Below are 24216 nucleotides of genomic sequence, written 5' to 3' on the forward strand. Positions count from 1 at the left end.
GCGACAGGAGGTGAAGGGAGCGCCGGTGCGCCGCGTGGCGACCGACGCGGCGCGGCGGGAAATCAGTAGCGCAGGTTCACCGACGGCAGGCGCGTGATCGGGACGCCCGCGTCATGCGGCTTCGGCGACGTGTCGGGCGTCGAGCTCATCTGGTAGCGCGTGCCGAAGTTCGACTTCACGTTGATCTCGACCGGCTTGCCGCGATCGCGATACTCGGTGACCTCGGTGCCGTTCCTGCTCTTTTCATGGAAGCTCGGCGTGCGGCGAATGTCGGCGAAGTCGACTTTCGACGTGACTTCGGCGCCGGGCCGGTTGATCTTGCGGAGATCGGGCAGGCCGGCGGCTTCGTTGGCCTCGGCCCGCGCCTGCGCGTCGGCGTCCGGCGTGCTGCCTGCGGCGTAAGCGGTGCCGACGGCGGCAAACATGCCAGCAAATGCGGCAGCAGCGGCGACGAGAATGAGCGGCTTCATGATGAGTCTCCAGTGAACCCACCGATTTTAGCAAATACTGGGCGCGGCCCGGCCCTCATGTGCAAGCGACTTGCAAGCAGGCGGCCATGAGCGTGACCGGGTTCCGTGGTAATGTCGTTCGATCAGATGAGGTATCGAAAATGAAGAACGATTTGAGCCGCCGGCACCGGATGCTAATGCCCGAGAGCCCGCCTGTCGAAGCATTCGACGATTCCGTCGCCGCCGTCGCGCGGCTGTCGGCCATCTACGACACCAATACGGGCTTCCTGCGCGACGCGTTCGCGCGTTATCGCCGCCACGAACCGATCACCGAGCACGTGCGCGCGTGCTATCCGTTCGTGCGGATTCGTACCGAGGTCAACACCCACGTCGATTCGCGCCGCTCGTACGGCTTCGTCGCGGGCCCGGGCGTGTTCGAGACGACGGTCACGCGTCCGGACCTGTTCGCGAATTACTATCGCGAGCAGTTGCGCCTGTTGGCGAAGAACCACCATGTGAAGATCGAGATCGGCGTGTCGTCGCAGCCGATCCCGGTTCACTTCGCGTTCCCCGAAGGCATCCATCTCGAAGGCGAACTCGACCGCGACCGCCTGCTCGCGATGCGCGACATCTTCGATACGCCCGACCTGTCGTACCTCGACGACCGCATCGTCAACGGCACGTTCGAGCCGCAGCACGGCGAGCCGCATCCGCTCGCGCTGTTCACGGCCGCGCGCGTCGACTTCTCGCTGCACCGGCTGCGTCACTACACGGCCACGTCGCCCACGCACTTCCAGAACTACGTGCTGTACACGAACTACCAGTTCTACATCGACGAATTCGTGAGGCTCGGCCGTACGATGATGACGGAGAGCGACGATCCCGAAGTGCGCGAGTACCGCAGCCAGTACAGCGCGTTCGTCGAGCCGGGCGATGTCGTCACGTACAACGCGAACCTCGGCAGCGAGCCGGTCGAGGGCGTCGCGCCGCCGCGGCTGCCGCAGATGCCCGCGTATCACCTGAAGCGCGCGGACGGCAGCGGGATCACGATGGTCAACATCGGCGTCGGTCCGTCGAACGCGAAGACGATCACCGATCACATCGCGGTGCTGCGTCCGCATGCGTGGGTGATGCTCGGCCACTGCGCGGGCCTGCGCAACACGCAGCGCCTCGGCGATTATGTGCTCGCCCACGGTTACGTGCGCGAGGATCACGTGCTGGATGCCGACCTGCCGCTGTGGGTGCCGATCCCGGCGCTCGCCGAAGTGCAGCTCGCGCTCGAGCGCGGGGTGGCCGAGGTCACCCGGCTCGAGGGCGCCGAACTGAAGCGCGTGATGCGCACGGGGACGGTCGCGAGCGTCGACAACCGCAACTGGGAGTTGCGCGATCACCGCGAGCCCGTGCAGCGGTTGTCGCAGAGCCGCGCGATCGCGCTCGACATGGAAAGCGCGACGATCGCCGCGAACGGTTTCCGCTTCCGCGTGCCGTACGGCACGCTGCTGTGCGTGTCGGACAAGCCGCTGCACGGCGAGCTGAAGCTGCCGGGCATGGCCGACACGTTCTATCGCGGGCAGGTCGACCAGCATCTGCAGATCGGCGTGAAGGCGATGGAGATCCTGCGCACGAACGGGCTCGACAAGCTGCATAGCCGCAAGCTGCGGAGTTTTGCGGAAGTGGCGTTCCAGTAACAAACCCTTGCTGTATAAGGCTCCCCGGCCGGTTCGGGGAGCCTTCGTGTCTAATATGAGCGTCTGTGTCTAACTTGCACGCGTCAGTGTGACAGGCAGACGCGTTCCACTGCGCGCGACTTCGTGTAGCGCGCCGTCGCGCTACGTGAAGCCGGCCAGTGATTGCGCCGCTGCCGTCCCCCCGCTGCCCCTTCAGATCGGTCAACGCCTTCGCCCGCAGATCGTGGAAATGCACGCCGATCAGGTATTTCGGGTGCGGAGTGATTCCCCTCTTTTTGCAGGCTTTCTCGTACGCCGATCGTGCGCGTTCGCAAGCACGTTTCCATCCCGGGTACGCACCGATATAGGTGAAGCGGCCACTGGCACCGTGGTGGTATTCGGTAGGCACGCAGTCTCCCGGAAATGAGCGTTTTGAAAGATCGCCCTTCGCCGGCGGAGATCACGTGCGGGAGGTTGTGCGGCGGCTTGCTACAACTCGTTCCGCAGCCGGCGTACCGCGGCGCCGGACGACTGTGGCGGATATGCGTCCCGCAGAACATGGGGGATGGGTGTTTGCCGAAGAACAACAACCGGCAAGATCACAAATCCATGAGATGGCACGGAAATCATGTAGTCCCTACTCGCCTGCGTCGAATATTCGATCTGCCTCGATTTTTATGGATGTGTAATCGAGTGTAATTGAGTATGAGAGGCTGTCGGTGTAATTTTGTTTTCAATTGAGTGCCGGTGCAGGTAACTCGCCAATACCTTTGGGTCGCAGGTCGATATGGGCTTGCCATTTAAGGGGTGTTTTAGATGGAGTGATTTGATTGTTTTCGTAACTATCTTGGAGAAAATATCATGAGCGATGTGGTAATTGAATTCACTTCGGACACAAGCCGCTGTATCGGTGTTCCGACCGACAGTACCACCACCGGCTTGGTAGGCGAAAACGCACCGGCACAGCTCCGCTATTTGACCGACCCGTTGGTGCAAATCGTATGGGATTTTAAGCCCGCCCTAGGGTGCTTTGTCCTGGACTTCAGCGAAGTTCCAGGCGAGCCGAAGCTGGCGCTCGATTTTAAGGATGGAAGGGTCGCAGCCGAGACGCCACTCGTCTTGAGAAAATACACCGGTGCGATATCTCAGCGGTGGAGCCTTACCATGCGCCCGGGATATATCACGTCGATCGCAAACCCGAATCTCGTGATTGACGACCATTACGACAGTACGCAAGCCAACAACGTCATTTGGGCGTTTCCCTTTAACAAGACACAAGCGCAGCAATGGACGCTGCGTCGGGTATTGGAATCAGTAGCCGCCAAAGTGCCTCGATACGCGTAATTGTTTCATTTTGGCGCGTTCGTCGTCGCTCTGGCCGAAATTGCCGTTGCACCACATCAAGGGGACCCCAGGGTCCCTTTGTATATGAGCGAATTACTCGGCATTGCGCTGTCATTTGAGCGCGGCTTTACACCGCCATCGACACGCAGCATCCGGCGTCGAACCTCCGGTTCGACCCGATCGCCGTGGCCCTGGTCACCACCGCACCGGTTCGATCGTCCGGTCGAACGCCGCCTCGAGCAACGCGGTTTCGCGCACGTCGAGCGCGGCGAGCGCATCGGCCATGTGATGCGGCTTCGACAAGCCGATGATCGGCGCGGCGACGCCGGGTCGCCGCAATGCCCAGGCAAGCGCGACGCGGGCGGCACGCCGCGAGCCTGCGCCGCCTGCCTGACCGCTTCGACGGTCGCGGCGACCGTGTCGCGGCCGTCGTACCAGGACACCATTTGCTGGTCGGTCGAGGCCCGCGTCGTGTCCGCGCCGCGCGAGCCGGCCAGCAACCCGCGTCCGAGCGGCGACCATGGCGTATAGCCGATGCCTGCGTCGGTACACAGCGGCAGCATCTCGCGCTCATCGTCCCGACAGATCAGGCTGTACTGGCTCTGCATCGACACGAATCGCGCGAGGCCGTGATGCTGCTGGAAGGCGAGCATTATCATGAATTGCCACGCATGCATCGACGACGCAGCGAGATAGCGGACTTTGCCGCTCTTCACGATGGCATCGAGCGTGTCGAGCGTTTCTTCGATCGGCGTATCCGGATCGAACCGATGGATGACGTATAGATCGACGTAATCGGTCCCGAGGCGCTGCAGCGACGCGTCGATGCTCGCGAGCAGGTGCTTGCGCGACAGCCCGCGTGCATTCGGTCCGTCGCCGGTCGGAAAGAACGCCTTGGTCGCGATCACCACGTCGTCGCGCGTCGCGAAGTCGCGTAGTGCGCGGCCGAGAATGCGCTCGCTTTCGCCGGCAGAATAGATGTCGGCAGTATCGAAGAACGTCACGCCCGCGTCGAGTGCCGCGCGGATGAACGGGCGGGCCGCCTCCTCGTTCATCACCCACGGTCGCCACGACGGATCGCCGTAGGTCATGCAGCCGAGGCACAGCTTCGATACCTTCAGCCCGGACATCCCCAGTCTCACATACTCCATCGGTTCTATCTCCGTTGCGGTACCGATCAGCGCATGCCGCCGATCGTGTAGCCGCCGTCGACTGCACCGCGTTCCTGTATCCGCGCACGGGTAAGCCGTTTCCGTGGGAATTCCTCGTTGACGATCGAGTCGAGAGGCGCCAGATCGATCCGTTCATTGCGACCAACGATATCGACGCGGAACTCGATGTCGTGCTGAGCGGTGCCGCGATCGGCCAGTTCTTCGGCTACTTGGTCACGAGCATGTCCGCGAAGGGCGGCTCGTGCCGTTGCTGACCCGGCACGCCACCTGCCGATATGGTCTCTGCCTGTGCATGCCGCAGCGCGAGTATCTGCCGCGCCGGAACCGTTTGCTGATGGATTTTCTCGTCGCCCGGCTCGGCGGGCATCCGGACCTGACGCCGCTTTCGTTTGCGGAAGTGCCCGCGTGACAGAGGGCTCCGTCGACGGCGAGCGTAGCCGCTGACGTCTGTTTCGTCCGGCCGGAGCGACTCCGCGGTAAAACGGCATTCGTCGCGCATGGTGCAACGCGACAAGGCCGCCCGGCACCGAAGTGCGCGGGCGGCCTTGCAGGATCGAACGGCCGTGCTGGGCTTCTGTCGCTCAGCACTCGCCCTTTTTCGCGTGTCCCGGCGGGCAGTGATAGCCGCCGCGGCCTTCGTGACCACGATGGCGCTGGTGATCTTCCCACTCGCGGCGTTCCCAGTAGCGACGGCCGTCCCAATAGCGGTCGCCGTGCCAGCCGACGATCACCACGGGCGCAGGCGCGACGACGACCGGCGCGGGCGTGCCGATGTTGACGTCGACGTTGACGGCGTGGGCGAGGCCGGACAGTGAAAGACCGAGGCCGGCGAAGGCGAGGGCAATCAGCGAGCGTTGCATGTTGTTTTCCGTGATGTCATTGTAAAAGGCCGGCGCGACGCGATGGACGCGAGGGGGGATCGTGCCCACCGGGGGGACGCCACGCCGACGAGATGCAGTGTGCGGGCACCGCGCGAAAAAGGCGAGGCGTGTTTGTTACGGCGGATTCCAGGCCGGCTGCCCGACCGGATCGATGGCGGGCAGCACGATTTGACAATGACGGGGCGCAGGCTCGGACCCGGGCCCACGCGTTGCGCGGCACAGGCTGCCCTGATTTGACATTCGCCTGTGCCTGGACGCGCAGCGGGATTAACGCAGCGTTACAAAATGACACGCGGCAGGTGGCGAAATCGCCATGCCTGCCGCGCGGGGTGCGGATGCGCGATGCCGGCCGTGAGGCCGGCCATCGACGTCGATCGAATTACAGATAGAACATGCGGTCTTCTTCAGGCCGCGGCGGCTGGCCGTCGCCGTCCGAGCCTTCTTCCTCGCCGCTGTCCTCGTAGAACGCGAGCACGGCGTCGAGCACCTGGTCAGGGTCGTCGATCACCTGCATCAGATTCATGTCTTCCGGATTGATGAGGCCCATCGGAATCAGCTGGTCGCGGAACCATTGCAGCAGCCCCTGCCAGAACGCGCTGCCGACCAGAATGATCGGCACGAGGCGCGACTTCTTCGTCTGGATCAGCGTGAGCACTTCGGACAGCTCGTCGAGCGTGCCGAAGCCGCCCGGCATCACGATCACCGCGTCGGAGTTCTTCACGAACGTGACCTTGCGCGTGAAGAAATGACGGAAGCGCAGCGAGATGTCCTGGAAGTGGTTGCCCGCCTGCTCGTGCGGCAGCTCGATGTTCAGGCCGACCGACGGCGCCTTGCCGGCGTGCGCGCCTTTGTTCGCCGCTTCCATGATGCCTGGGCCGCCGCCGGAGATCACCGCGAAGCCGGCGTCGGACAGCTTGCGCGCGATCTGCACCGCGAGCTTGTAGTGCGGCGTGTCGGGTTTGAGACGGGCAGAACCGTAGATGCTGACAGCCGGGCGGATCTCCGACAGGTACTCGGTCGCCTCGATAAACTCTGCCATAATCGTGAACATCTGCCACGATGCGCGCGCCTTCTTGGCCGTCGCGCGTTCTTGATCTGCGAGCGAACGCAGACTCGGAATCACTTTTCTCTTGTTCATAATGCCTGAAGAACGAAATCTGGAAGGTAAGACCCTGCTATTGGTTGACGGTTCGAGCTATCTGTATCGGGCTTACCATGCGATGCCTGATCTGCGTGGCCCTGGCGGGGAGCCGACCGGAGCGCTCTACGGAATCATCAACATGCTGCGCCGTATGCGCAAGGAAGTCAGTGCAGAGTATAGCGCTTGCGTGTTCGATGCAAAGGGCAAGACGTTCCGCGACGACCTTTATGCCGACTATAAGGCAAACCGTCCGTCGATGCCGCCTGATCTCGCGTTGCAGGTCGAGCCGATCCACGGCGCGGTGCGCGCGCTCGGCTGGCCGCTGCTGATGGTCGAGGGTGTCGAAGCCGACGACGTGATCGGCACGCTCGCGCGCGAAGCCGAGCGGCACGGGATGAACGTGATCGTGTCGACCGGCGACAAGGATCTCGCGCAGCTCGTGTCCGACCGCGTCACGCTCGTCAACACGATGACCAACGAGACGCTCGACCGCGACGGCGTGATCGCGAAGTTCGGCGTGCCGCCCGAGCGGATCATCGACTACCTCGCGCTGATCGGCGACACCGTCGACAACGTGCCGGGCGTCGAGAAGTGCGGGCCGAAGACGGCCGTGAAGTGGCTGTCGCAATACGACAGCCTCGACGGCGTGATCGAACACGCGGGCGAGATCAAGGGCGTGGTCGGCGACAACCTGCGCCGCGCGCTCGACTTCCTGCCGCTCGGCCGCACGCTCGTGACCGTCGAGACGGCCTGCGATCTCGCGCCGCATCTCGAATCGATCGAGGCGTCGCTGAAGACGGACGGCGAAGCACGCCACCTGCTGCGCGACATCTTCGCGCGCTACGGCTTCAAGACGTGGTTGCGCGAAGTCGAGAGCGCGCCCGCCGAAGGCGGCGGCGCCGATGCACCGGAGGGCGACCCTGCGCCGGTGATCGCGGCGGACATCGTCCGCGAATACGACACGATCCAGACCTGGGCGCAATTCGACGCGTGGTTCGCGAAGATCGATGCGGCCGCACTCACCGCGTTCGACACCGAAACCACCGCGCTCGACCCGATGACCGCCCGCCTCGTCGGCCTGTCGTTCTCGATCGAGCCGGGCAAGGCCGCGTATCTTCCGGTCGCGCATCGCGGCCCCGACCTGCCCGAGCAACTGCCGATCGACGACGTGCTCGCGCGCCTGAGGCCGTGGCTCGAATCGGCCGATCGCAAGAAGGTCGGCCAGCACCTGAAGTACGACGCGCAGGTGCTCGCGAACTACGGCATCGCGCTGAACGGCATCGAGCACGACACGCTGCTCGAATCGTACGTGCTCGAATCGCACCGCACGCACGACATGGACAGCCTCGCGCTGCGTCATCTGGGCGTCAAGACGATCAAGTACGAGGACGTGGCCGGCAAGGGCGCGAAGCAGATCGGTTTCGACGAAGTGGCGCTCGAGCAGGCCGCCGCGTACGCGGCCGAAGATGCGGACATCACGCTGCAGCTTCACCAGGCGCTGTATCCGCAAGTCGCGCGTGAAGCGGGCCTCGAGCGCGTGTATCGCGACATCGAGATGCCGGTATCGCTCGTGCTGCGCAAGATGGAGCGCACCGGCGTGCTGATCGATGACGCGCTTCTGCAGGCGCAAAGCACCGAGATCGCGACGCGCCTCATCGAGCTCGAAGGGCAGGCGTACGAACTGGCCGGCGGCGAGTTCAATCTCGGTTCGCCGAAGCAGATCGGGCAGATCTTCTTCGAGAAGCTGCAGTTGCCGGTCGTAAAGAAAACGCCGAGCGGCGCACCGTCGACCGACGAAGAAGTGTTGCAGAAGCTGGCCGAGGATTACCCGCTGCCGAAGCTGCTGCTCGAGCATCGCGGGCTGTCGAAGCTGAAGTCGACCTACACCGACAAGCTGCCGCGCATGGTGAATCCGGCAACGGGTCGCGTGCACACGAACTATGCGCAGGCCGTCGCGGTCACGGGCCGGCTCGCATCGAACGATCCCAATCTTCAGAACATTCCGGTGCGCACGGCCGAAGGCCGGCGGATCCGCGAAGCGTTCATCGCATCGCCCGGCCACCGGATCGTGTCGGCCGACTATTCGCAGATCGAACTGCGGATCATGGCCCACATCTCCGGCGACGCGTCGCTCTTGCGCGCGTTCGCGCAAGGCGAGGACATCCACCGCGCAACTGCTGCCGAAGTGTTCGGCGTGACGCCGCTGGAGGTCAACTCCGACCAGCGCCGGATCGCGAAGGTCATCAACTTCGGGCTCATCTACGGGATGAGCGCGTTCGGCCTCGCGTCGAACCTCGGCATCACGCGCGATGCGGCGAAGCTCTATATCGACCGCTACTTCACGCGCTACCCGGGCGTGGCGCAGTACATGGAAGACACGCGCACGGCGGCGAAGGACAAGGGCTACGTCGAAACCGTTTTCGGCCGTCGCCTGTGGCTGCCGGAGATCAACGGCGGCAACGGCCCGCGCCGTCAGGCTGCCGAGCGCGCGGCCATCAATGCACCGATGCAGGGCACGGCGGCTGACCTGATCAAGCTCTCGATGATCGCGGTGGACGACTGGCTCACGCGCGACCAGCTCGCGTCGCGAATGATCATGCAGGTGCACGATGAACTGGTGCTCGAGGTGCCCGACGACGAACTGTCGCTCGTGCGCGAGAAACTACCGGAAATGATGTGCGGTGTGGCGAAGCTGAAGGTGCCGCTGGTCGCCGAAGTGGGCGCCGGCGCGAACTGGGAAGAGGCACACTGACGCACCCCCGTGCGATTCCCGCTTCCCGCGGCATATTGTTGCAGGGATGCTGAATATCGAGATGGTTTGCTTGTAGTCAACGCGCAAGCTCCCGGACAATGCAAGTGAGTCAGATCATTGTCGCGGGGGCGGCGCGGCCCGCGTTCCGGAATCGGGCGCATCGAAGTGTTTCGAACTGCACATCGATGATGTCCGAACCGGTTAATCCAACGGGCGGCGCGAATGGATGCGTGTGCATCGTCCGGCGGCAGCAGTTTCGAATCGCAAAGGGGGAATCAGATGCATCGGATCATCATCGTAGGCGGAGGCGCGGGCGGCCTGGAACTGGCGACGCGGCTCGGCGACCGTTACGGCGCGCGCGCCAATCGTCCCGCGCGCGCGCTCGTCACGCTTGTCGACCGCAATCCGACCCACATCTGGAAGCCGTTGCTGCACGAGGTCGCGGCCGGCAGCATGGACCCGTTCACGCAGGAACTCGAATACGCGGCGCAGGCGCGCTGGCATGGCTTCGAGTTTCAGCAGGGCGAACTGACCGCGCTCGACCGCACGGCGAAGCGCATCACGCTGTCGCCCGTCAACGACAGCGATGGCGAGGAACTGCTGCCCGCGCGCGATCTCGAATACGACACGCTGGTGATCGCGATCGGCAGCACGACGCACTTCTTCGGCGTGCAGGGCGCGGCCCAGAACGCGATCGCGCTCGATACGGTCGGTGAGGCCGAGCGCTTTCGCAAGCGTTTGATCGCCGCATGCATGCGCGCCGAGCACCAGGCGCCGGCGCAGCCCGCGCCGGGCGCCGCGGCCGAGCCGCGCATCCAGGTCGTGATCGTCGGCGGCGGCGCGACGGGCGTCGAGTTGTCCGCCGAGCTGCGCAATACCGCGCAGGTGCTGTCCGTGTACGGGCTGCACAAGCTCGACCCGCGGCACGACGTCGGCATCGTGCTGATCGAATCGGGGCCGCGAATTCTGCCGGCGCTGCAGGAGCGCGTGTCGACCGCGACGGCCGAACTGCTCGAAAAGCTCGGCGTGCGACTGATGCTGGCCGAGCGCGTGACGGAAGTCGCGCCCGGGGTCGTGCACACCGCGAGCGGCAAGGCGGTGCGTGCGGATCTCACGGTCTGGGCGGCCGGCATCAAGGCGCCGTCCGTGCTGTCGAATCTCGATGGCCTGCAGGTCAACAAGCTCGGCCAGCTCGACGTGCGCCGCACGCTGCAGACCTTCACCGACGACAACATCTTCGCGCTCGGCGACTGCGCGGCATGCGCATGGCCCGGCAACGAACGCAACGTGCCGCCGCGCGCGCAGGCCGCGCACCAGCAGGCGAGCTTTCTGCTGAAGGCGATCGGATGCCGGCTCGACGGGCGTCCGCTGCCCGAGTTCACGTATCGCGATTTCGGTTCGCTCGTGTCGCTCGGCCACTTCAGTGCGGTGGGCAACCTGATGGGCGGGTTGATCGGCGGCAACATGCTGATCGAAGGGCTGTTCGCGCGGTTCATGTACATGTCGCTGTACCGGCTGCATATCGCGGCGCTGCACGGCTATCCGCGCATGATGCTCGATACGGTCGCGCACTGGCTGCGCCGCACGACACTGCCGCGCGTCAAGCTGCACTGACAGCGGTTCGTGCACCGGGCGGGCAGGGAATGCGCATCGAGCGCGTTTCCTGCCCGTTGTCTTTTTCGGGCGCAGAATGACTGCCCATGCGCTGCACGTCTTTTCGTTTCAATCGGAAAGCATTCGATCGCGCAGCGGCGCTTGTTGCCCGCATCCCGCACATGGGCGGGGAAGGGCCGGTGGGCGGGCCATCGACACCGCGATCGATATCACGGGATCGCACCGTCGTAATCGAGTCTTACACATCTGACAGTTGACGCGACAACGGATTATTGGGCATCTTGTGCGGGTTTCCGCTTGCGGCGGTGTGCCAACCGCCGCAACATCCGCGCCGTCCGCCGGCGCGATGCCCCGTCAGGTCGGATCCGTGGCCGTGACGGCGGCGCCCCATTCGAGGAGTGCATTCATGTTGAAACCCGAAGTCGACAGCCTGGTTCCCCACGTTCCGTTCTCGCGCCGCAAGTTCATGCAGGCCGCGCTGGGCGGCACCTTCGCGGCGGCCGTGCTGCCCGTGTCGGCGCAGACCATCACGACCGACAGCGCCGGGCTGGACGTCGACACCATCGAGATCCGCTCGGGCGACGCGAGCATCCCCGCGTATCGCGCGCAGCCGGTCGACAAGACGAACCTGCCGGTCGTCATCGTGATCCACGAGATCTTTGGCGTTCACGAGCATATCGCCGACGTCTGCCGTCGCTTCGCGAAACTCGGCTACCTCGCGATCGCGCCGGATCTTTTCGCGCGCCAGGGCAATGCGTCGAAGTACCCGACGATCCAGGCGCTCGTCGAGCACATCGTCAGCAAGGTGCCGGACCGCCAGGTCACCGAGGATCTCGATGCGACCGTCGCGTGGGCCGGCAAGAACGGCGGCGACCTGTCGCGTCTCGGTGTGACGGGGTTCTGCTGGGGCGGTCGCCAGGCGTGGCTGTATGCGGAGCACAATCCGCACGTGCGTGCGGCCGTGGCGTGGTACGGATTCGTCGAGGGCAAGACCGACGAGATGACGCCGTTCAATCCGGTCGATCATGCGGCGTTGCTGAAGGTGCCGGTGCTGGGGCTGTACGGCGAGAAGGACACGAACATCACGCAGGCGTCGCTGGCCGACATGCGCAAGGCAATCCAGACGAGCGACTCGAAGCTCGCGCGCCAATCCGAGATCGTCGTGTATCCGGATGCCGGCCACGCATTCTTCGCCGATTACCGGCCGAGTTACGTGAAGGGCGATGCCGAGGACGGCTGGAAGCGCACGATCGAGTGGTTCCACAAATACGGCGTGATGTAAACGACACGCGGCGGCAGATGCCGCCGCGTCGTCTTGCGCAGTGCCGGTGTGTTACGGCGTCGGGCCGGTCGCGATCGGCCGCGACGGATCGGCGCTCCATTCGCTCCACGAGCCCGGATACAGCGATGCGCCATGCAACCCCGCGACTTCGAGTGCGAGCGCGTTGTGGCATGCGGTTACGCCGGAGCCGCATTGCAGGATCACGCTGTTCGGTTCGGTGCCGGCCAGCAGCGTGGTGAACGTCTCGCGCAGTTCGTGGCCGGTCTTGAAGCGGCCGTCGGCGTTCAGGTTGTCCTTGAAGAACCGGTTGCGTGCGCCGGGAATGTGGCCGCCGACACGATCGATCGTTTCGTTTTCTCCGCGATAGCGATCGGGCGCGCGCGCATCGATCACGACGCGCTGGGCCGACGTCACGTTCGCGAGCACGGCTGCCGCGTCGACCGTCGATTCGAGCGGCGCTGCTGCCCGGAAGTCGCCGGCGGGCGGGTGCGGCACGTCGGTGGTCAACGGCTGGCCGGCCGCTTCCCATGCCTGCAGGCCGCCGTCGAGCACCGCGATGGAGTCGTGCCCGAGCCAGCGCAGCAGCCACCACAGGCGCGCCGCATAGGCGCCGCCGTGTGCGTCATACGCGACCACCTGCTGGCCCTGCTTGACGCCGCGGCTGGCCATCAGCGTCGCGAATGCGTCGCGGGTCGGTAGCGGATGGCGGCCGTTGGTGCCGGTCTTGCGGCCGGACAGGTCGCGGTCGAGATGAAGATACTGCGCGCCGGGGATGTGCCCGGCTGCATAGGCGGCTTCGCCCGCGACCGGATCGGCGAGATCGAAGCGGCAGTCGAATACGGCGACGCTGCCCGGCGCCGCGGCCAGACGTTCGGCGAGATTGGCTGCGGAAATGAGCGTGGTGTAGTGGGTGTGTGGCATGACGGCTCCCTGGAGTGCGAACTGGCCTGATACTCCAAGTCTAAACAAAAAAAGACGGGCCGGAACCCGTCTTTTCATATGCCGAATGCGATGCGGCGCGGAGCGCGCCGCGCGCGTTCAGAGATCGCCGAGGTGGCGGCGCAGGAACTCGTGGAAGTGCTGCATGCCGTCTTCCATCGGGCTCTGGTACGGGCCGACCTGCGATTCGCCGCGTGCCATCAGTGCACGGCGGCCGGCGTCCATCCGCATCGCGATTTCGTCGTCCTCGACGGCCGTCTCCATGTAGGCGGCGCGCTCGGCTTCGACGAACTCGCGCTCGAACAGCGCGATTTCCTCGGGGTAGTAGAACTCGACGATGTTGGTCGTCTTCTGCGGGCCGCGCGGAATCAGCCACGACACGACGAGCACGTGCGGATACCACTCGATCATCAGGCCCGGGTAATAGACCATCCAGATCGCGCCGAATTCCGGCGGCACGCCGTTGCGGAACTTGAGCACCTGCTCGTGCCACTTCTGGTAGGTCGCGCTGCCCGGTTTCGCGAGCGCGTTGTGCACGCCGACCGTCTGCACGCTGTACCAGTCGCCGAACTCCCACTTGAGATCGTCACACGACACGAAACTGCCGAGGCCCGGGTGGAACGGGGCGACGTGGTAATCCTCGAGGTAGACCTCGATGAACGTCTTCCAGTTGTAATCGCACTCGTGCACTTCGACGTGATCGAACTGGTATTCGGAGAAGTCGAAGTGATGCTTCGTGCCGAGGTTCGCGAGATCGCGCGCGACGTTGCGGCCTTCGGCCTCGAACAGCAGCCCCTGCCACTTCTGCAGCGGGCTCTTGCCGAGATTCAGGCACGGTTTGTCGGGGAAGTGCGGGGCGCCGAGCAGCTGGCCTTCCAGATCGTACGTCCAGCGGTGCAGCGGGCACACGATGTTCTGCGCATGGCCACGCCCGTTGAGCATGATCGCCTGCCGGTGGCGGCACACGTTCGACAGCAGTTCGATCTGGTTCGTCTGGTTGCGGACCAGCACGCGGCCTTCCTGCTCGGACGGCAGCGCGAAATAATCCCCCGCCTCGGGCACCATCAACTCGTGCCCGACGTAACGAGGTCCTTTCTTGAAGAGGGTTTCGATCTCGCGCTCGAGTAGCGCCTCATCGAAATATGCAGTGACTGGAAGCTGGCTGTGAGCCGACTTCAACTGAAGCGCGTCGCTCAGATTGGACATTCCCACTCCCGGTGTTAGCGTGAAAGCAGTGAACAACCCAACCATCGAAAAATCGATTTAGGGAAACGGGCAATTATACCCGGTTCGCCCCGCAAGGCTAGGATTAAGTGCCTGATTTGTGTCAATTTTTTGTCGGGAGACACTCGGAAGGCGCACACTGTGCGTCGAAGATGGGGCCGGAATTGTGCCGGGCCCGCCAAGTCGGGAGATCGGAGAATTCTCTTTTGCCGTAGAATGTCCGACTTGTTTTGAAATTTGACACCCTCGTCCATGGCGAAAACCGCATCCCCAGGCGCCACGCCGCCCGACAATGGCACCGAACCGTTGCCGGACAATTACGAAATGGCGCTCGCGGAACTCGAGACGCTGGTTGCCCGGATGGAAGGCGGCGCGTTGAGCCTCGAGGATTCGCTCGCCGCGTATCGCCGCGGCGCGAACCTCGTTGCGTTTTGCCAACAGCAGCTCGAGAAAGTGGAGCAACAGGTTCGCGTGCTGGACGGCGCGACGCTGAAGCCGCTTTCGTCCGGAACGGCCGCCACGGACGGCGAAGACGACGATCTATGACATTCGAACAATGGATGCGGTCCGTGCTTGACCGTGTCGAGGACGCACTCGGCCACTATTTGCCGGCCGAAAACGTGGTGCCCACGCAACTCCACGAAGCGATGCGCTACGCGGTCCTCGGCGGCGGCAAGCGCGTTCGCCCGCTGCTGTGCCATGCAGCAGGCGAACTGACCGGTGCGACGGAAGCGGCGCGCAATGCGGCGGCGGCGGCGCTGGAGATGATCCACGTCTATTCGCTCGTGCACGACGACATGCCGTGCATGGACGACGACGCGCTGCGTCGCGGCAAGCCGACCGTGCACGTGCAGTACGACGAGCCGACGGCGTTGCTGGTCGGCGACGCGCTGCAGTCGCAGGCATTCGTCGCGCTGACCGACGCCGATGCGCTGTCGCCGGTGCAGCAGGCCGCGCTCGTGCGCGAGCTGGCGCTGGCGAGCGGCTCGATCGGCATGGCCGGCGGGCAGGCGATCGACCTGGCGAGCGTCGGCCTGAAGCTGACGCGCGAGCAGCTCGAGAAGATGCACCGGATGAAGACGGGGGCGCTGCTGCGCGCGGCCGTGCGGATGGGCGCGCTGGCCGGCGAGACGCCGTCGGCGGAAACGCTGGCCGCGCTCGACGTCTACGCAGCGGCCGTGGGCCTGGCCTTCCAGGTCGTCGACGACATTCTCGACGTCACGACCGATTCGGCGACGCTCGGCAAGACGGCCGGCAAGGATGCGGCAAACGACAAGCCGACCTACGTATCGATCCTCGGCCTCGACGCATCGCGCGAGCTCGCAGCCCAGCTGCGCGCGGAAGCACACGATGCGTTGAAACCGTTCGGCGCACGCGCACAGCGTCTCGCCGAACTTGCCGACCTGGTGGTGAACCGGGTCAGCTGACGCGAAGCCCGCCGCTGCGCACACGCTTACGGTGCGTGCAATAGAATGCGGGCGCGTTTGATTTCCTACAATGGAACGACGATGTACGACTTGCTGAAAACCATCGACGACCCGGCGGATCTGCGCCGCCTCGATCGTCGCCAACTCCAACCGCTCGCGGATGAACTGCGCGCGTTCGTGCTCGACAGCGTGTCGAAGACGGGCGGCCATTTGTCGTCCAACCTCGGGACGGTCGAGCTGACGATCGCGTTGCACTACGTGTTCAACACGCCGAACGACCGGATCGTCTGGGACGTGGGCCACCAGACCTACCCGCACAAGATCCTGACGGGTCGCCGCGACCAGATGCATTCGCTGCGCCAGTACGACGGCATCTCGGGTTTCCCGCGCCGCAGCGAGTCCGAATACGACACGTTCGGCACCGCGCATTCGAGCACGTCGATTTCGGCGGCGCTCGGGATGGCGATCGGCAGCCAGCTGAACGGCGACGACCGCTTCTCGATCGCGGTGATCGGCGACGGCGCGATGACGGCCGGCATGGCGTTCGAGGCGATGAACAACGCGGGCGTGTCGGAGGATGCGAAACTGCTCGTGATCCTCAACGACAACGACATGTCGATTTCGCCGCCGGTCGGCGCGCTGAACCGCCATCTCGCGCGCCTGATGTCGGGCCGCTTCTACGCGGCGGCGCGTGCTGGCGTCGAGCGCGTGCTGAGCGTGGCGCCGCCGGTGCTCGAACTCGCGCGCAAGCTCGAGGAGCACGCGAAGGGCATGGTCGTGCCGGCGACGCTGTTCGAAGAGTTCGGCTTCAACTACATCGGCCCGATCGACGGTCACGATCTCGATTCGCTGATCCCGACGCTGCAGAACATTCGCGAGCTGCGCGGCCCGCAATTCCTGCACGTGGTGACGAAGAAAGGCCAGGGCTACAAGCTCGCCGAAGCGGATCCCGTGCTCTATCACGGCCCCGGCAAGTTCAACCCGGCCGAAGGCATCAAGCCGTCGCCCACGCCCGCGAAGAAGACGTACACGCAGGTGTTCGGGGAATGGCTGTGCGATGAAGCCGAGCGCGATTCGCGCGTCGTCGGCATCACGCCCGCGATGCGCGAAGGCTCGGGCATGGTCGAGTTCGAGAAGCGCTTCAAGGATCGCTACTACGACGTCGGCATCGCCGAGCAGCACGCGGTGACGTTCGCGGGCGGCCTCGCGACCGAAGGGCTGAAGCCCGTCGTCGCGATCTACTCGACGTTCCTGCAGCGTGCGTACGACCAGCTGATCCACGACGTCGCGCTGCAGAACCTGCCGGTCGTGTTCGCGATCGACCGCGCGGGCCTCGTCGGCGCCGACGGTGCGACGCACGCGGGCGCGTACGATCTCGCGTTCATGCGCTGCATCCCGAACATGACGATCATGGCCGCGTCCGACGAGAACGAATGCCGCCAGATGCTGCACACGGCGCTTCAGCAGCCGAACCCGACCGCGGTGCGTTATCCGCGCGGCGCGGGCACGGGCGTGGCGACGGTGAAGGAATTCACCGAGATCCCGCTCGGCAAGGGCGAAGTGCGTCGCCGTACGTCGCAGCCGGAAGGCAAGCGCGTCGCGATTCTCGCGTTCGGCACGATGGTCGCGCCGTCGCTCGCGGCGGGCGAGGAGCTCGACGCCACGGTCGCGAACATGCGCTTCGTGAAGCCGATCGATGCGGCGCTCGTGCGTGAACTCGCCGAGACCCACGACTACCTCGTCACGGTCGAGGAAGGCTGCGTGATGGGCGGTGCGGGCTCGGCCTGCGTCGAAGCCCTGATGGAGAGTGGGGTTATCCGACCCGTAATACAATTGGGCCTCCCTGACCAGTTCATCGATCACGGCGACCCCGCTAAGCTGCTGGCGCAATGCGGCCTCGACGGCGCGGGCATCGCGAAATCGATTCGCGAACGCTTCCTGAGCCCGGCGGCCGACGTCGCCGATCAGGCGAAGCGCGTCGCGTAAGCTGGCGCCGCCTGCGGGCGGCGTCGGTGCGACTGGCGCAACCGGTCTACATTGATGCGGAAAACATGGGCCTGCGGGCCCATGTTGCTTTTCCGGCTGCCGCGTGACGCGGCGTGCGCGTCGTCGAACGCGCGGCTTACAAGGATTGAACAAGATGAACCAGATGAATCCCGCCTTCGTGATGCCCGACGTGCAGAGCACGGTGGATACCCGCCAGATTCCGATTCAGCGCGTGGGCGTGAAGGCGGTCCGGCATCCGTTGACGGTGCGCACCGAAAGCGGCGACGTGCAGCCGACCGTCGGCGTCTGGAACCTCGACGTGCATCTGCCTGCCGATCAGAAGGGCACGCACATGTCGCGCTTCGTCGCGCTGCTCGAAGACAGCCGCGAGCCGCTGACGGTCGAGCGCTTCCGCGCGATGCTCGCGTCGATGCTCGTGAGGCTGGAAGCCGAGGCCGGCCGCATCGAGGTCACGTTCCCGTACTTCGTGAACAAGACGGCGCCTGTGTCGGGCGTGCAGAGCCTGCTCGACTATGAAGTGACGCTCGCGGGCGAAAGCCGCAACGGCGAGACGCGCCTGTTCCTGAAGGTGCTCGTGCCGGTGACGAGCCTGTGCCCGTGCTCGAAGAAGATCTCGCAGTACGGTGCGCACAACCAGCGCTCGCACGTAACGATCGACGCCGAGCTCGCGGCCGACTTGCCGGTCGAGGCGCTGATCCGCATCGCGGAAGAAGAGGCGTCGTGCGAGCTGTGGGGCTTGCTGAAGCGTCCGGACGAGAAGTTCGTCACTGAGCGTGCGTACGAAAACCCGAAGTTCGTCGAGGATCTGGTGCGCGACGTCGCGCAGCGTCTCGATGCGGACGAGCGCGTGGTTGCGTACGTGCTCGAAGCCGAGAACTTCGAGTCGATCCACAATCACAGCGCGTATGCACTGATCGAGCGCGACAAGCGACACGCCGCGTAACGCTGCGTCGTTTTGCCGCTGCAATGAAAAATGGCCGCTCATCGAGCGGCCATTTTGTTTGCCGGCGTGTGTCGGCGCGCAAGGTATCGGGTTGCGCGAATCAGCGTGCGAGCGACGCGAGATCCCAGCGCGGCTTCACCGTGAACGCGTAGTCGGCGTTCGCCTGTTCGGGCCAGCGGCCGAGCCGCAATGCGCCGGCGAGCGCGATCATCGCGCCGTTGTCGGTGCAGAGCGCGAGATCGGGATAGTGCACGTCGAAGCCGCGCTTGGCCGCCGCGGCCGACAGCGCCGCGCGCAACTGGCGGTTCGCGCCGACGCCGCCCGCGACCACCAGGCGCTTGAGTTTCGTCTGCTTGAGCGCGGCGAGCGACTTTGCGACGAGCACGTCGACGGCTGCATCGACGAAGCCACGCGCGAGGTCGGCCTTCGCGCGCTCGAGCGCTTCGCCGTCCAGCTTCGCCGCCTCGAATTTCTTCATCTGCGTGAGCACGGCCGTCTTCAGGCCGCTGAAGCTGAAGTCGAGATCGCCCGAATGCAGCATCGGGCGCGGCAGCACGACCGCGCCCGGCGTGCCCGTTTCCGCGAGCTTCGACACTTCCGGGCCGCCCGGATAGCCGAGGCCGATCAGCTTCGCCGTCTTGTCGAACGCTTCGCCGGCCGCGTCGTCGAGCGTCTCGCCGAGCGTCTCGTACACGCCGACGTCGGTCACGCGCATCAGTTGCGTATGGCCGCCCGACACCAGCAGCGCGATGAACGGGAACGGCGGCGGCTCGTCGACGAGCAGCGGCGACAGCAGATGGCCTTCGAGGTGATGAATGCCGACGGTCGGCTTGTTCCAGGCGAGCGCGAGCGCATTCGCGATGCTCGCGCCGACCAGCAGCGCGCCGGCGAGGCCGGGGCCTTGCGTGAACGCGATCGCGTCGATGTCGTCGCGGTGCGTGCCGCTTTGCGCCATCACTTCCTCGAGCAGCGGCAGCGCGCGGCGGATGTGATCGCGCGACGCGAGCTCCGGCACGACGCCACCGTATTCGCGGTGCATCGCGATCTGCGAATGAAGCGCGTGCGCGAGCAGGCCGCGCTGCGTGTCGTAGAGCGCGAGGCCGGTTTCATCGCAGGAGCTTTCGATGCCGAGGACGAGCATGGGTAAGGGCGGGGGCGCGCGTTGTCGAGCGCGCCGCAGGTAGGTCGACGTAACCAGAAATTATAGCAGGCGGGAGACGGTCACCGCCGCGGGCGGCCCGGGCCGAAGGCCGGGCAGGTACAATCCGCGCCATGGAAACTTATGACATCGCCGTGATCGGCGCGGGCGCCGCCGGGATGATGAGCGCCGCGGTCGCCGGGCAACTCGGCCGCCGCGTGGTGCTGATCGACCACGCGCCGCGGCTCGCCGAGAAAATCCGCATCTCGGGTGGCGGCCGCTGCAACTTCACGAATCTCTACGCAGGGCCCGACAACTACCTGTCGTCGAATCCGCATTTCGCGCGCTCGGCGCTCGCCCGTTACACGCCGCGCGACTTCCTCGGGCTGCTCAAGCGCCATCACGTCACCTGGCACGAAAAGCACAAGGGGCAGCTCTTCTGCGACCACGGCAGCGACGCGATCATCGACATGCTGAAGCACGAATGCGACGCGGGCGGCATCGCCTGGCGCCGCCCGGTGGTCGTCGACGCGGTACGCCACGCGGCCGACGGCTTCACGCTCGACACGCAGCAGGCAGGGCCGATCCGCGCCCGCGCGCTGATCGTCGCGACGGGCGGCCTGTCGATTCCGAAGATCGGCGCGACCGACTTCGGCTACCGGGTCGCGAAGCAGTTCGGCCACAAGCTGATCGATACGCGGCCCGCGCTCGTGCCGCTCACGTTCGCGCAGCACGACTGGGAGCCATTCGCGGCGCTGTCCGGCGTGTCGCTCGAAGTGCGCGTGTCGACGGGCGACAAGAAACGCGGCGGCGAATTCGTCGAGGATCTGCTGCTGACCCATCGCGGCCTGTCGGGCCCCGGCATCCTGCAGATCTCCAGTTATTGGCAGTCCGGCGACCCGATCCGCATCGACCTGCTGCCGCAGCGCGACGCGGTGGCCGACCTGCTCGACGCGAAGCGCACGTCGAAGCGCCAGATCGGCTCGCTGCTCGCGGACTGGGTGCCATCGCGCCTCGCGCACGTCTGGCTCGACACGCATCGCGTCGCGGCCGACGCGCGGCTCGCGGATCTGCCCGACAAGACGCTGCGCCAGATCGGCGACGCGCTGTCCGGCTGGACGCTGACGCCAAACGGCACCGAGGGCTACAAGAAGGCCGAGGTGACGAAGGGCGGCGTCGATACGCGCGAACTGTCGTCGGCCACCATGATGAGTGCGCGGGTGCCGGGGCTGTTCTTCATCGGCGAGGCGGTGGACGTGACGGGCTGGCTCGGCGGCTACAACTTCCAGTGGGCGTGGGCGTCCGGCACGGCGGCCGGACAGGCGGCGGCGGAGTTTGCGCGCGGCCTCTGACGGCCCGCGCAGGCCCGTCGTTGATGGGACCCGGCCCTTAGGCCTTTGTGCGACGCTCTGCTATACTCGTAAATCTTCCCTGCAAACCTTTATTCGTGTCGGATCATGACGATCATTCGCGTTAAAGAAAACGAGCCGTTCGAAGTCGCCATGCGTCGCTTCAAGCGCACGATCGAGAAGAACGGTCTGCTGACCGAGCTTCGTGCGCGGGAATTCTTCGAAAAACCGACCGCCGAGCGCAAGCGCAAGAAGGCTGCAGCAGTGAAGCGTCACTACAAGCGAATTCGCAGCCAGACGCTGCCGAAGAAGCTGTACTGAACGATTGAGCGCCGCGCGGTTCACTGAGCGGCGCACCGGCGACCTCCGCACGATCGGTGTCGATCAGGGGGCTGCGAGTCGCCGATGCCGGATTCGAGCAACCCGCTTGAGACATAGTCCCAAGCGGGTTTTTGTGTTGACGTCCATTCACGGGCGTCGAAGTCACGTTTCCATCCCGGGTGCAAGATGAGTTTGAAAGAGCAGATCAGCGAAGACATGAAGGCCGCGATGCGCGCGAAGGAAAGCGAGCGTCTGGCGACGGTTCGCCTGCTGCTGGCCGCGATCAAGCAGCGCGAGATCGACGATCAGGTGACCCTTGACGACGCGGGCATCACCGCCGTGATCGACAAGATGATCAAGCAGCGCAAGGACTCGATCAGCCAGTTCCAGGCTGCCGGCCGCGACGATCTCGTCGCGAAGGAACAGGCCGAACTGACCGTGCTGGGCGCCTACATGCCTGCGCAACTGTCGGACGCGGAAGTGGCCGCCGAAGTCCAGGCCGCGGTCGCGGCAACGGGCGCAGCCGGCCCGCAGGACATGGGCAAGGTGATGGGCGTGCTGAAGGGCAAGCTCGCCGGCCGTGCCGACATGACCGCTGTCTCCGCGCAGGTCAAGGCCGCGCTGTCGAAGTAAAACCCGCTTCCTGGCGCGGCGTGCGCCGGGGCATCGTATTGTCCTTTTTTCGCTCGATCCCACGGTGATTCCGCATTCGTTCCTGCAGGATTTACTGAACCGCGTCGATATCGTCGACGTGGTGGGCCGGTACGTGCAGCTCAAGAAGGGCGGCGCCAACTTCATGGGGCTGTGCCCGTTCCATAACGAGAAGAGCCCGTCGTTTACCGTGAGCCCGACCAAGCAGTTCTATCACTGCTTCGGCTGCGGCGCGCACGGCACGGCGATCGGCTTCCTGATGGAGCACGCGGGGCTCACGTTCCCGGAAGCCGTGCAGGAACTCGCGCAATCGGTCGGGCTGACCGTGCCGCACGAGCCGTCGATGCGCGGCGGCGGTGGGGGCGGCGGCGACTATCCGGCACCCGTGTCCAAATCGGTCGCGACGGCGCTGTCCGACGTGATGTCCGTCGCGTGCGACTACTATCGCAAGCAGTTGCGCGGCGCGACCGTCGCGATCCAGTACCTGAAGAACCGGGGCCTGACCGGCGAGATCGCCGCGCGCTTCGGCCTCGGCTATGCGCCGGACGGCTGGCAGAACCTCGAAACCGCGTTCCCCGACTATCGCGACGAATCGCTCGTCGAATCGGGGCTCGTGATCGTCAGCGAAAAAACCGACGCGCAAGGCGTCGCCCGCCGTTACGACCGGTTCCGCGAGCGGATCATGTTCCCGATCCGCAACGTGAAGGGGCAGGTGATCGGGTTCGGCGGCCGCGTGCTCGGCAGCGGCGAGCCGAAGTACCTGAATTCGCCCGAAACGCCGCTGTTCAACAAGGGCAGCGAACTGTACGGGCTGTTCGAGGCGCGCCTCGCGATCCGCGAGCGCAAGTACGTGCTGGTCGTCGAGGGCTACATGGACGTCGTCGCGCTCGCGCAGCTCGGCTTCCCGAACGCGGTCGCGACGCTCGGCACGGCGTGCACGCCGATCCACGTGCAGAAGCTGCTGCGCCAGACCGATACGGTCATTTTCAGCTTCGACGGCGACTCGGCCGGCCGGCGTGCGGCGCGCCGCGCGCTCGAGGCGTGCCTGCCGCATGCGGCGGACAACCGGACGATCCGATTCCTTTTCCTGCCGTCCGAACATGATCCGGACAGCTACGTACGCGAATTCGGCGCGGAAGCGTTCTCCGAGCAGGTCGAACGCGCGATGCCGCTGTCGCAATTTCTGTTGAACGAAGCAATTGCCGGCAAGGCGCTCGATCAACCGGAAGGTCGCGCGAAGGCGCTGTTCGACGCGAAGCCGCTGCTGCAGGCGCTGCCTGCTAATGCGTTGCGTGCGCAAATCATGCACATGTTCGCCGACCGTCTCGATATTCCGTTCGAGGAAGTCGCGGCGCTGTCGGATGTCGATGCACGCATTGCCGCGCCGGCGCGCCACGCGCCCCCGCGCAGCGAGCGGCGACGCGTGACGGACAGCGAAAAGCGGGCGTTGCGTACGCTCGTGATGCATCCGCGGATCGCGTCGCAGCTCGACGACGAGCAACTTGCGACCCTGCGCGCGCTGCCGCGCATCGGCGAGCTGTTCGCCGAAGTCGTCGAGCATGCGCGTGCACTCGGCGACGGCGCGGAGTTCCGGCTGCTGTCGGACGTGCTGCGCACCTCCTCGAACGGGGCGACTTACGAGGAAATCTTCCGCGAAATTCTGGACTATGATGAAAACGTCCGCGACTTGCTGTTACAGAATCCGGAAGACGAGACGGTGCCCGAGCGGCAGCGCGAACAGGAGCGGATCGCGGGCGAGGAACTGCAGGCCGCGGTGCTCAAGATGCGTTACGACGCATGCTGCGACCGGCTCGATCGGCTGGCGCGGCAATCCACCTTCACACCCGAGGAACTGGCCGAATTGACGGAATTGAACCAGCAGCGAACCGACATGAAGCGTCGGCTCGGGCTGTAG

The 24216-nt window shown here is 65.2% G+C and carries 21 protein-coding genes and 2 pseudogenes; 15 read left to right on the forward strand and 8 right to left on the reverse strand.

Translation table 11 applies throughout. From position 1 onward, the window contains the following. Positions 1–62: 62 nt before the first annotated feature. Positions 63–470, reverse strand: coding sequence for a hypothetical protein (locus tag BAMB_RS16330; protein WP_006753400.1), 408 nt, complete (start codon positions 468–470; stop codon positions 63–65). Positions 471–610: 140 nt separating this feature from the next. Here BAMB_RS16330 and BAMB_RS16335 point away from each other — a divergent pair, with 140 nt between their 5' ends. Beyond that, positions 611–2137 (forward strand): AMP nucleosidase, encoded by a 1527-nt coding sequence (locus BAMB_RS16335; protein WP_011658284.1) that lies wholly within the window; start codon positions 611–613, stop codon positions 2135–2137. 144 nt (positions 2138–2281) lie between these two features. Here the strand turns inward: BAMB_RS16335 and BAMB_RS36180 are convergent. After that, positions 2282–2501 (reverse strand): annotated as a pseudogene (locus tag BAMB_RS36180) (tyrosine-type recombinase/integrase); the annotation flags it as partial. Between the two features lie 476 nt (positions 2502–2977). Here BAMB_RS36180 and BAMB_RS16340 point away from each other — a divergent pair. Continuing rightward, a complete protein-coding gene (locus BAMB_RS16340) occupies positions 2978–3460 on the forward strand; it encodes an RICIN domain-containing protein (RefSeq protein WP_011658285.1) in 483 nt (160 codons plus the stop codon). 195 nt (positions 3461–3655) lie between these two features. Here the strand turns inward: BAMB_RS16340 and BAMB_RS36190 are convergent. After that, positions 3656–4611: pseudogene (locus tag BAMB_RS36190) on the reverse strand (aldo/keto reductase). 14 nt (positions 4612–4625) lie between these two features. On the opposite strand from BAMB_RS36190, the gene BAMB_RS35885 reads away from it, so the two are divergent. Continuing rightward, the gene (locus BAMB_RS35885; protein ID WP_227739362.1) at positions 4626–4886 is read left to right on the forward strand and encodes a type 2 periplasmic-binding domain-containing protein; all 261 of its coding nucleotides are present in this window, start codon (positions 4626–4628) and stop codon (positions 4884–4886) included. Next, positions 4874–5041, forward strand: a complete 168-nt coding sequence (locus tag BAMB_RS35890; RefSeq protein WP_227739364.1) for a hypothetical protein — start codon at positions 4874–4876, stop codon at positions 5039–5041. The genes BAMB_RS35885 and BAMB_RS35890 overlap by 13 nt, the downstream gene beginning before the upstream one ends. Before the next feature lie 172 nt (positions 5042–5213). Here BAMB_RS35890 and BAMB_RS16355 read toward each other — a convergent pair whose 3' ends face one another. After that, entirely contained in the window at positions 5214–5492 is a 279-nt protein-coding gene (locus tag BAMB_RS16355; protein ID WP_011658287.1) for a hypothetical protein, read from the reverse strand. Positions 5493–5892: 400 nt separating this feature from the next. Further along, positions 5893–6651: an LOG family protein gene (locus tag BAMB_RS16360; protein WP_011658288.1), complete on the reverse strand. Its 759-nt coding sequence runs from the start codon at positions 6649–6651 to the stop codon at positions 5893–5895. 1 nt (position 6652) lies between these two features. Between BAMB_RS16360 and polA the strand changes: the two genes are divergently transcribed. From polA to BAMB_RS16375, 3 genes are all read left to right on the forward strand, one after another. Next, entirely contained in the window at positions 6653–9406 is a 2754-nt protein-coding gene (gene polA, locus BAMB_RS16365; protein WP_011658289.1) for a DNA polymerase I, read from the forward strand. Positions 9407–9685: 279 nt separating this feature from the next. Further along, positions 9686–11020, forward strand: a complete 1335-nt coding sequence (locus BAMB_RS16370) for an NAD(P)/FAD-dependent oxidoreductase (RefSeq protein WP_011658290.1) — start codon at positions 9686–9688, stop codon at positions 11018–11020. Positions 11021–11426: 406 nt separating this feature from the next. Further along, positions 11427–12302: a dienelactone hydrolase family protein gene (locus tag BAMB_RS16375; RefSeq protein ID WP_011658291.1), complete on the forward strand. Its 876-nt coding sequence runs from the start codon at positions 11427–11429 to the stop codon at positions 12300–12302. Between the two features lie 51 nt (positions 12303–12353). On the opposite strand, the gene BAMB_RS16380 is transcribed toward BAMB_RS16375, so the two are convergent. Continuing rightward, on the reverse strand, positions 12354–13223 hold the full coding sequence (locus BAMB_RS16380; RefSeq protein ID WP_011658292.1) for a sulfurtransferase: 870 nt from the start codon (positions 13221–13223) through the stop codon (positions 12354–12356). Positions 13224–13340: 117 nt separating this feature from the next. Continuing rightward, positions 13341–14447: an aromatic ring-hydroxylating oxygenase subunit alpha gene (locus BAMB_RS16385; RefSeq protein ID WP_011658293.1), complete on the reverse strand. Its 1107-nt coding sequence runs from the start codon at positions 14445–14447 to the stop codon at positions 13341–13343. A gap of 270 nt (positions 14448–14717) precedes the next feature. Here BAMB_RS16385 and BAMB_RS16390 point away from each other — a divergent pair, with 270 nt between their 5' ends. From BAMB_RS16390 to folE2, 4 genes are all read left to right on the forward strand, one after another. Then, positions 14718–15011, forward strand: a complete 294-nt coding sequence (locus BAMB_RS16390) for an exodeoxyribonuclease VII small subunit (protein ID WP_006760428.1) — start codon at positions 14718–14720, stop codon at positions 15009–15011. Further along, positions 15008–15892, forward strand: a complete 885-nt coding sequence (locus tag BAMB_RS16395) for a polyprenyl synthetase family protein (RefSeq protein WP_011658294.1) — start codon at positions 15008–15010, stop codon at positions 15890–15892. The genes BAMB_RS16390 and BAMB_RS16395 overlap by 4 nt, the downstream gene beginning before the upstream one ends. An 81-nt stretch (positions 15893–15973) precedes the next feature. Beyond that, positions 15974–17878, forward strand: coding sequence for a 1-deoxy-D-xylulose-5-phosphate synthase (dxs, locus tag BAMB_RS16400; protein WP_041491414.1), 1905 nt, complete (start codon positions 15974–15976; stop codon positions 17876–17878). 154 nt (positions 17879–18032) lie between these two features. Then, the gene (gene folE2, locus BAMB_RS16405) at positions 18033–18842 is read left to right on the forward strand and encodes a GTP cyclohydrolase FolE2 (RefSeq protein ID WP_011658296.1); all 810 of its coding nucleotides are present in this window, start codon (positions 18033–18035) and stop codon (positions 18840–18842) included. 100 nt (positions 18843–18942) lie between these two features. Here folE2 and tsaD read toward each other — a convergent pair whose 3' ends face one another. Then, the gene (gene tsaD / locus BAMB_RS16410; RefSeq protein WP_011658297.1) at positions 18943–19983 is read right to left on the reverse strand and encodes a tRNA (adenosine(37)-N6)-threonylcarbamoyltransferase complex transferase subunit TsaD; all 1041 of its coding nucleotides are present in this window, start codon (positions 19981–19983) and stop codon (positions 18943–18945) included. A gap of 122 nt (positions 19984–20105) precedes the next feature. Here tsaD and BAMB_RS16415 point away from each other — a divergent pair, with 122 nt between their 5' ends. From BAMB_RS16415 to dnaG, 4 genes are all read left to right on the forward strand, one after another. Next, complete coding sequence (locus BAMB_RS16415; protein WP_265332561.1) at positions 20106–21332, forward strand: BaiN/RdsA family NAD(P)/FAD-dependent oxidoreductase; 1227 nt, start codon at positions 20106–20108, stop codon at positions 21330–21332. A 105-nt stretch (positions 21333–21437) separates the two neighbouring features. Then, positions 21438–21650: a 30S ribosomal protein S21 gene (gene rpsU / locus BAMB_RS16420; RefSeq protein WP_006751743.1), complete on the forward strand. Its 213-nt coding sequence runs from the start codon at positions 21438–21440 to the stop codon at positions 21648–21650. A 186-nt stretch (positions 21651–21836) separates the two neighbouring features. Next, entirely contained in the window at positions 21837–22283 is a 447-nt protein-coding gene (locus BAMB_RS16425; protein WP_006751744.1) for a GatB/YqeY domain-containing protein, read from the forward strand. Positions 22284–22347: 64 nt separating this feature from the next. Further along, positions 22348–24216 carry a DNA primase gene (gene dnaG, locus BAMB_RS16430; RefSeq protein WP_011658299.1) on the forward strand — a complete coding sequence of 623 codons (1869 nt, stop codon included), beginning with the start codon at positions 22348–22350 and terminating at the stop codon, positions 24214–24216.

The organism is Burkholderia ambifaria AMMD, from assembly GCF_000203915.1.
In the GTDB taxonomy this organism is placed as follows: Bacteria; Pseudomonadota; Gammaproteobacteria; order Burkholderiales; family Burkholderiaceae; genus Burkholderia; species Burkholderia ambifaria.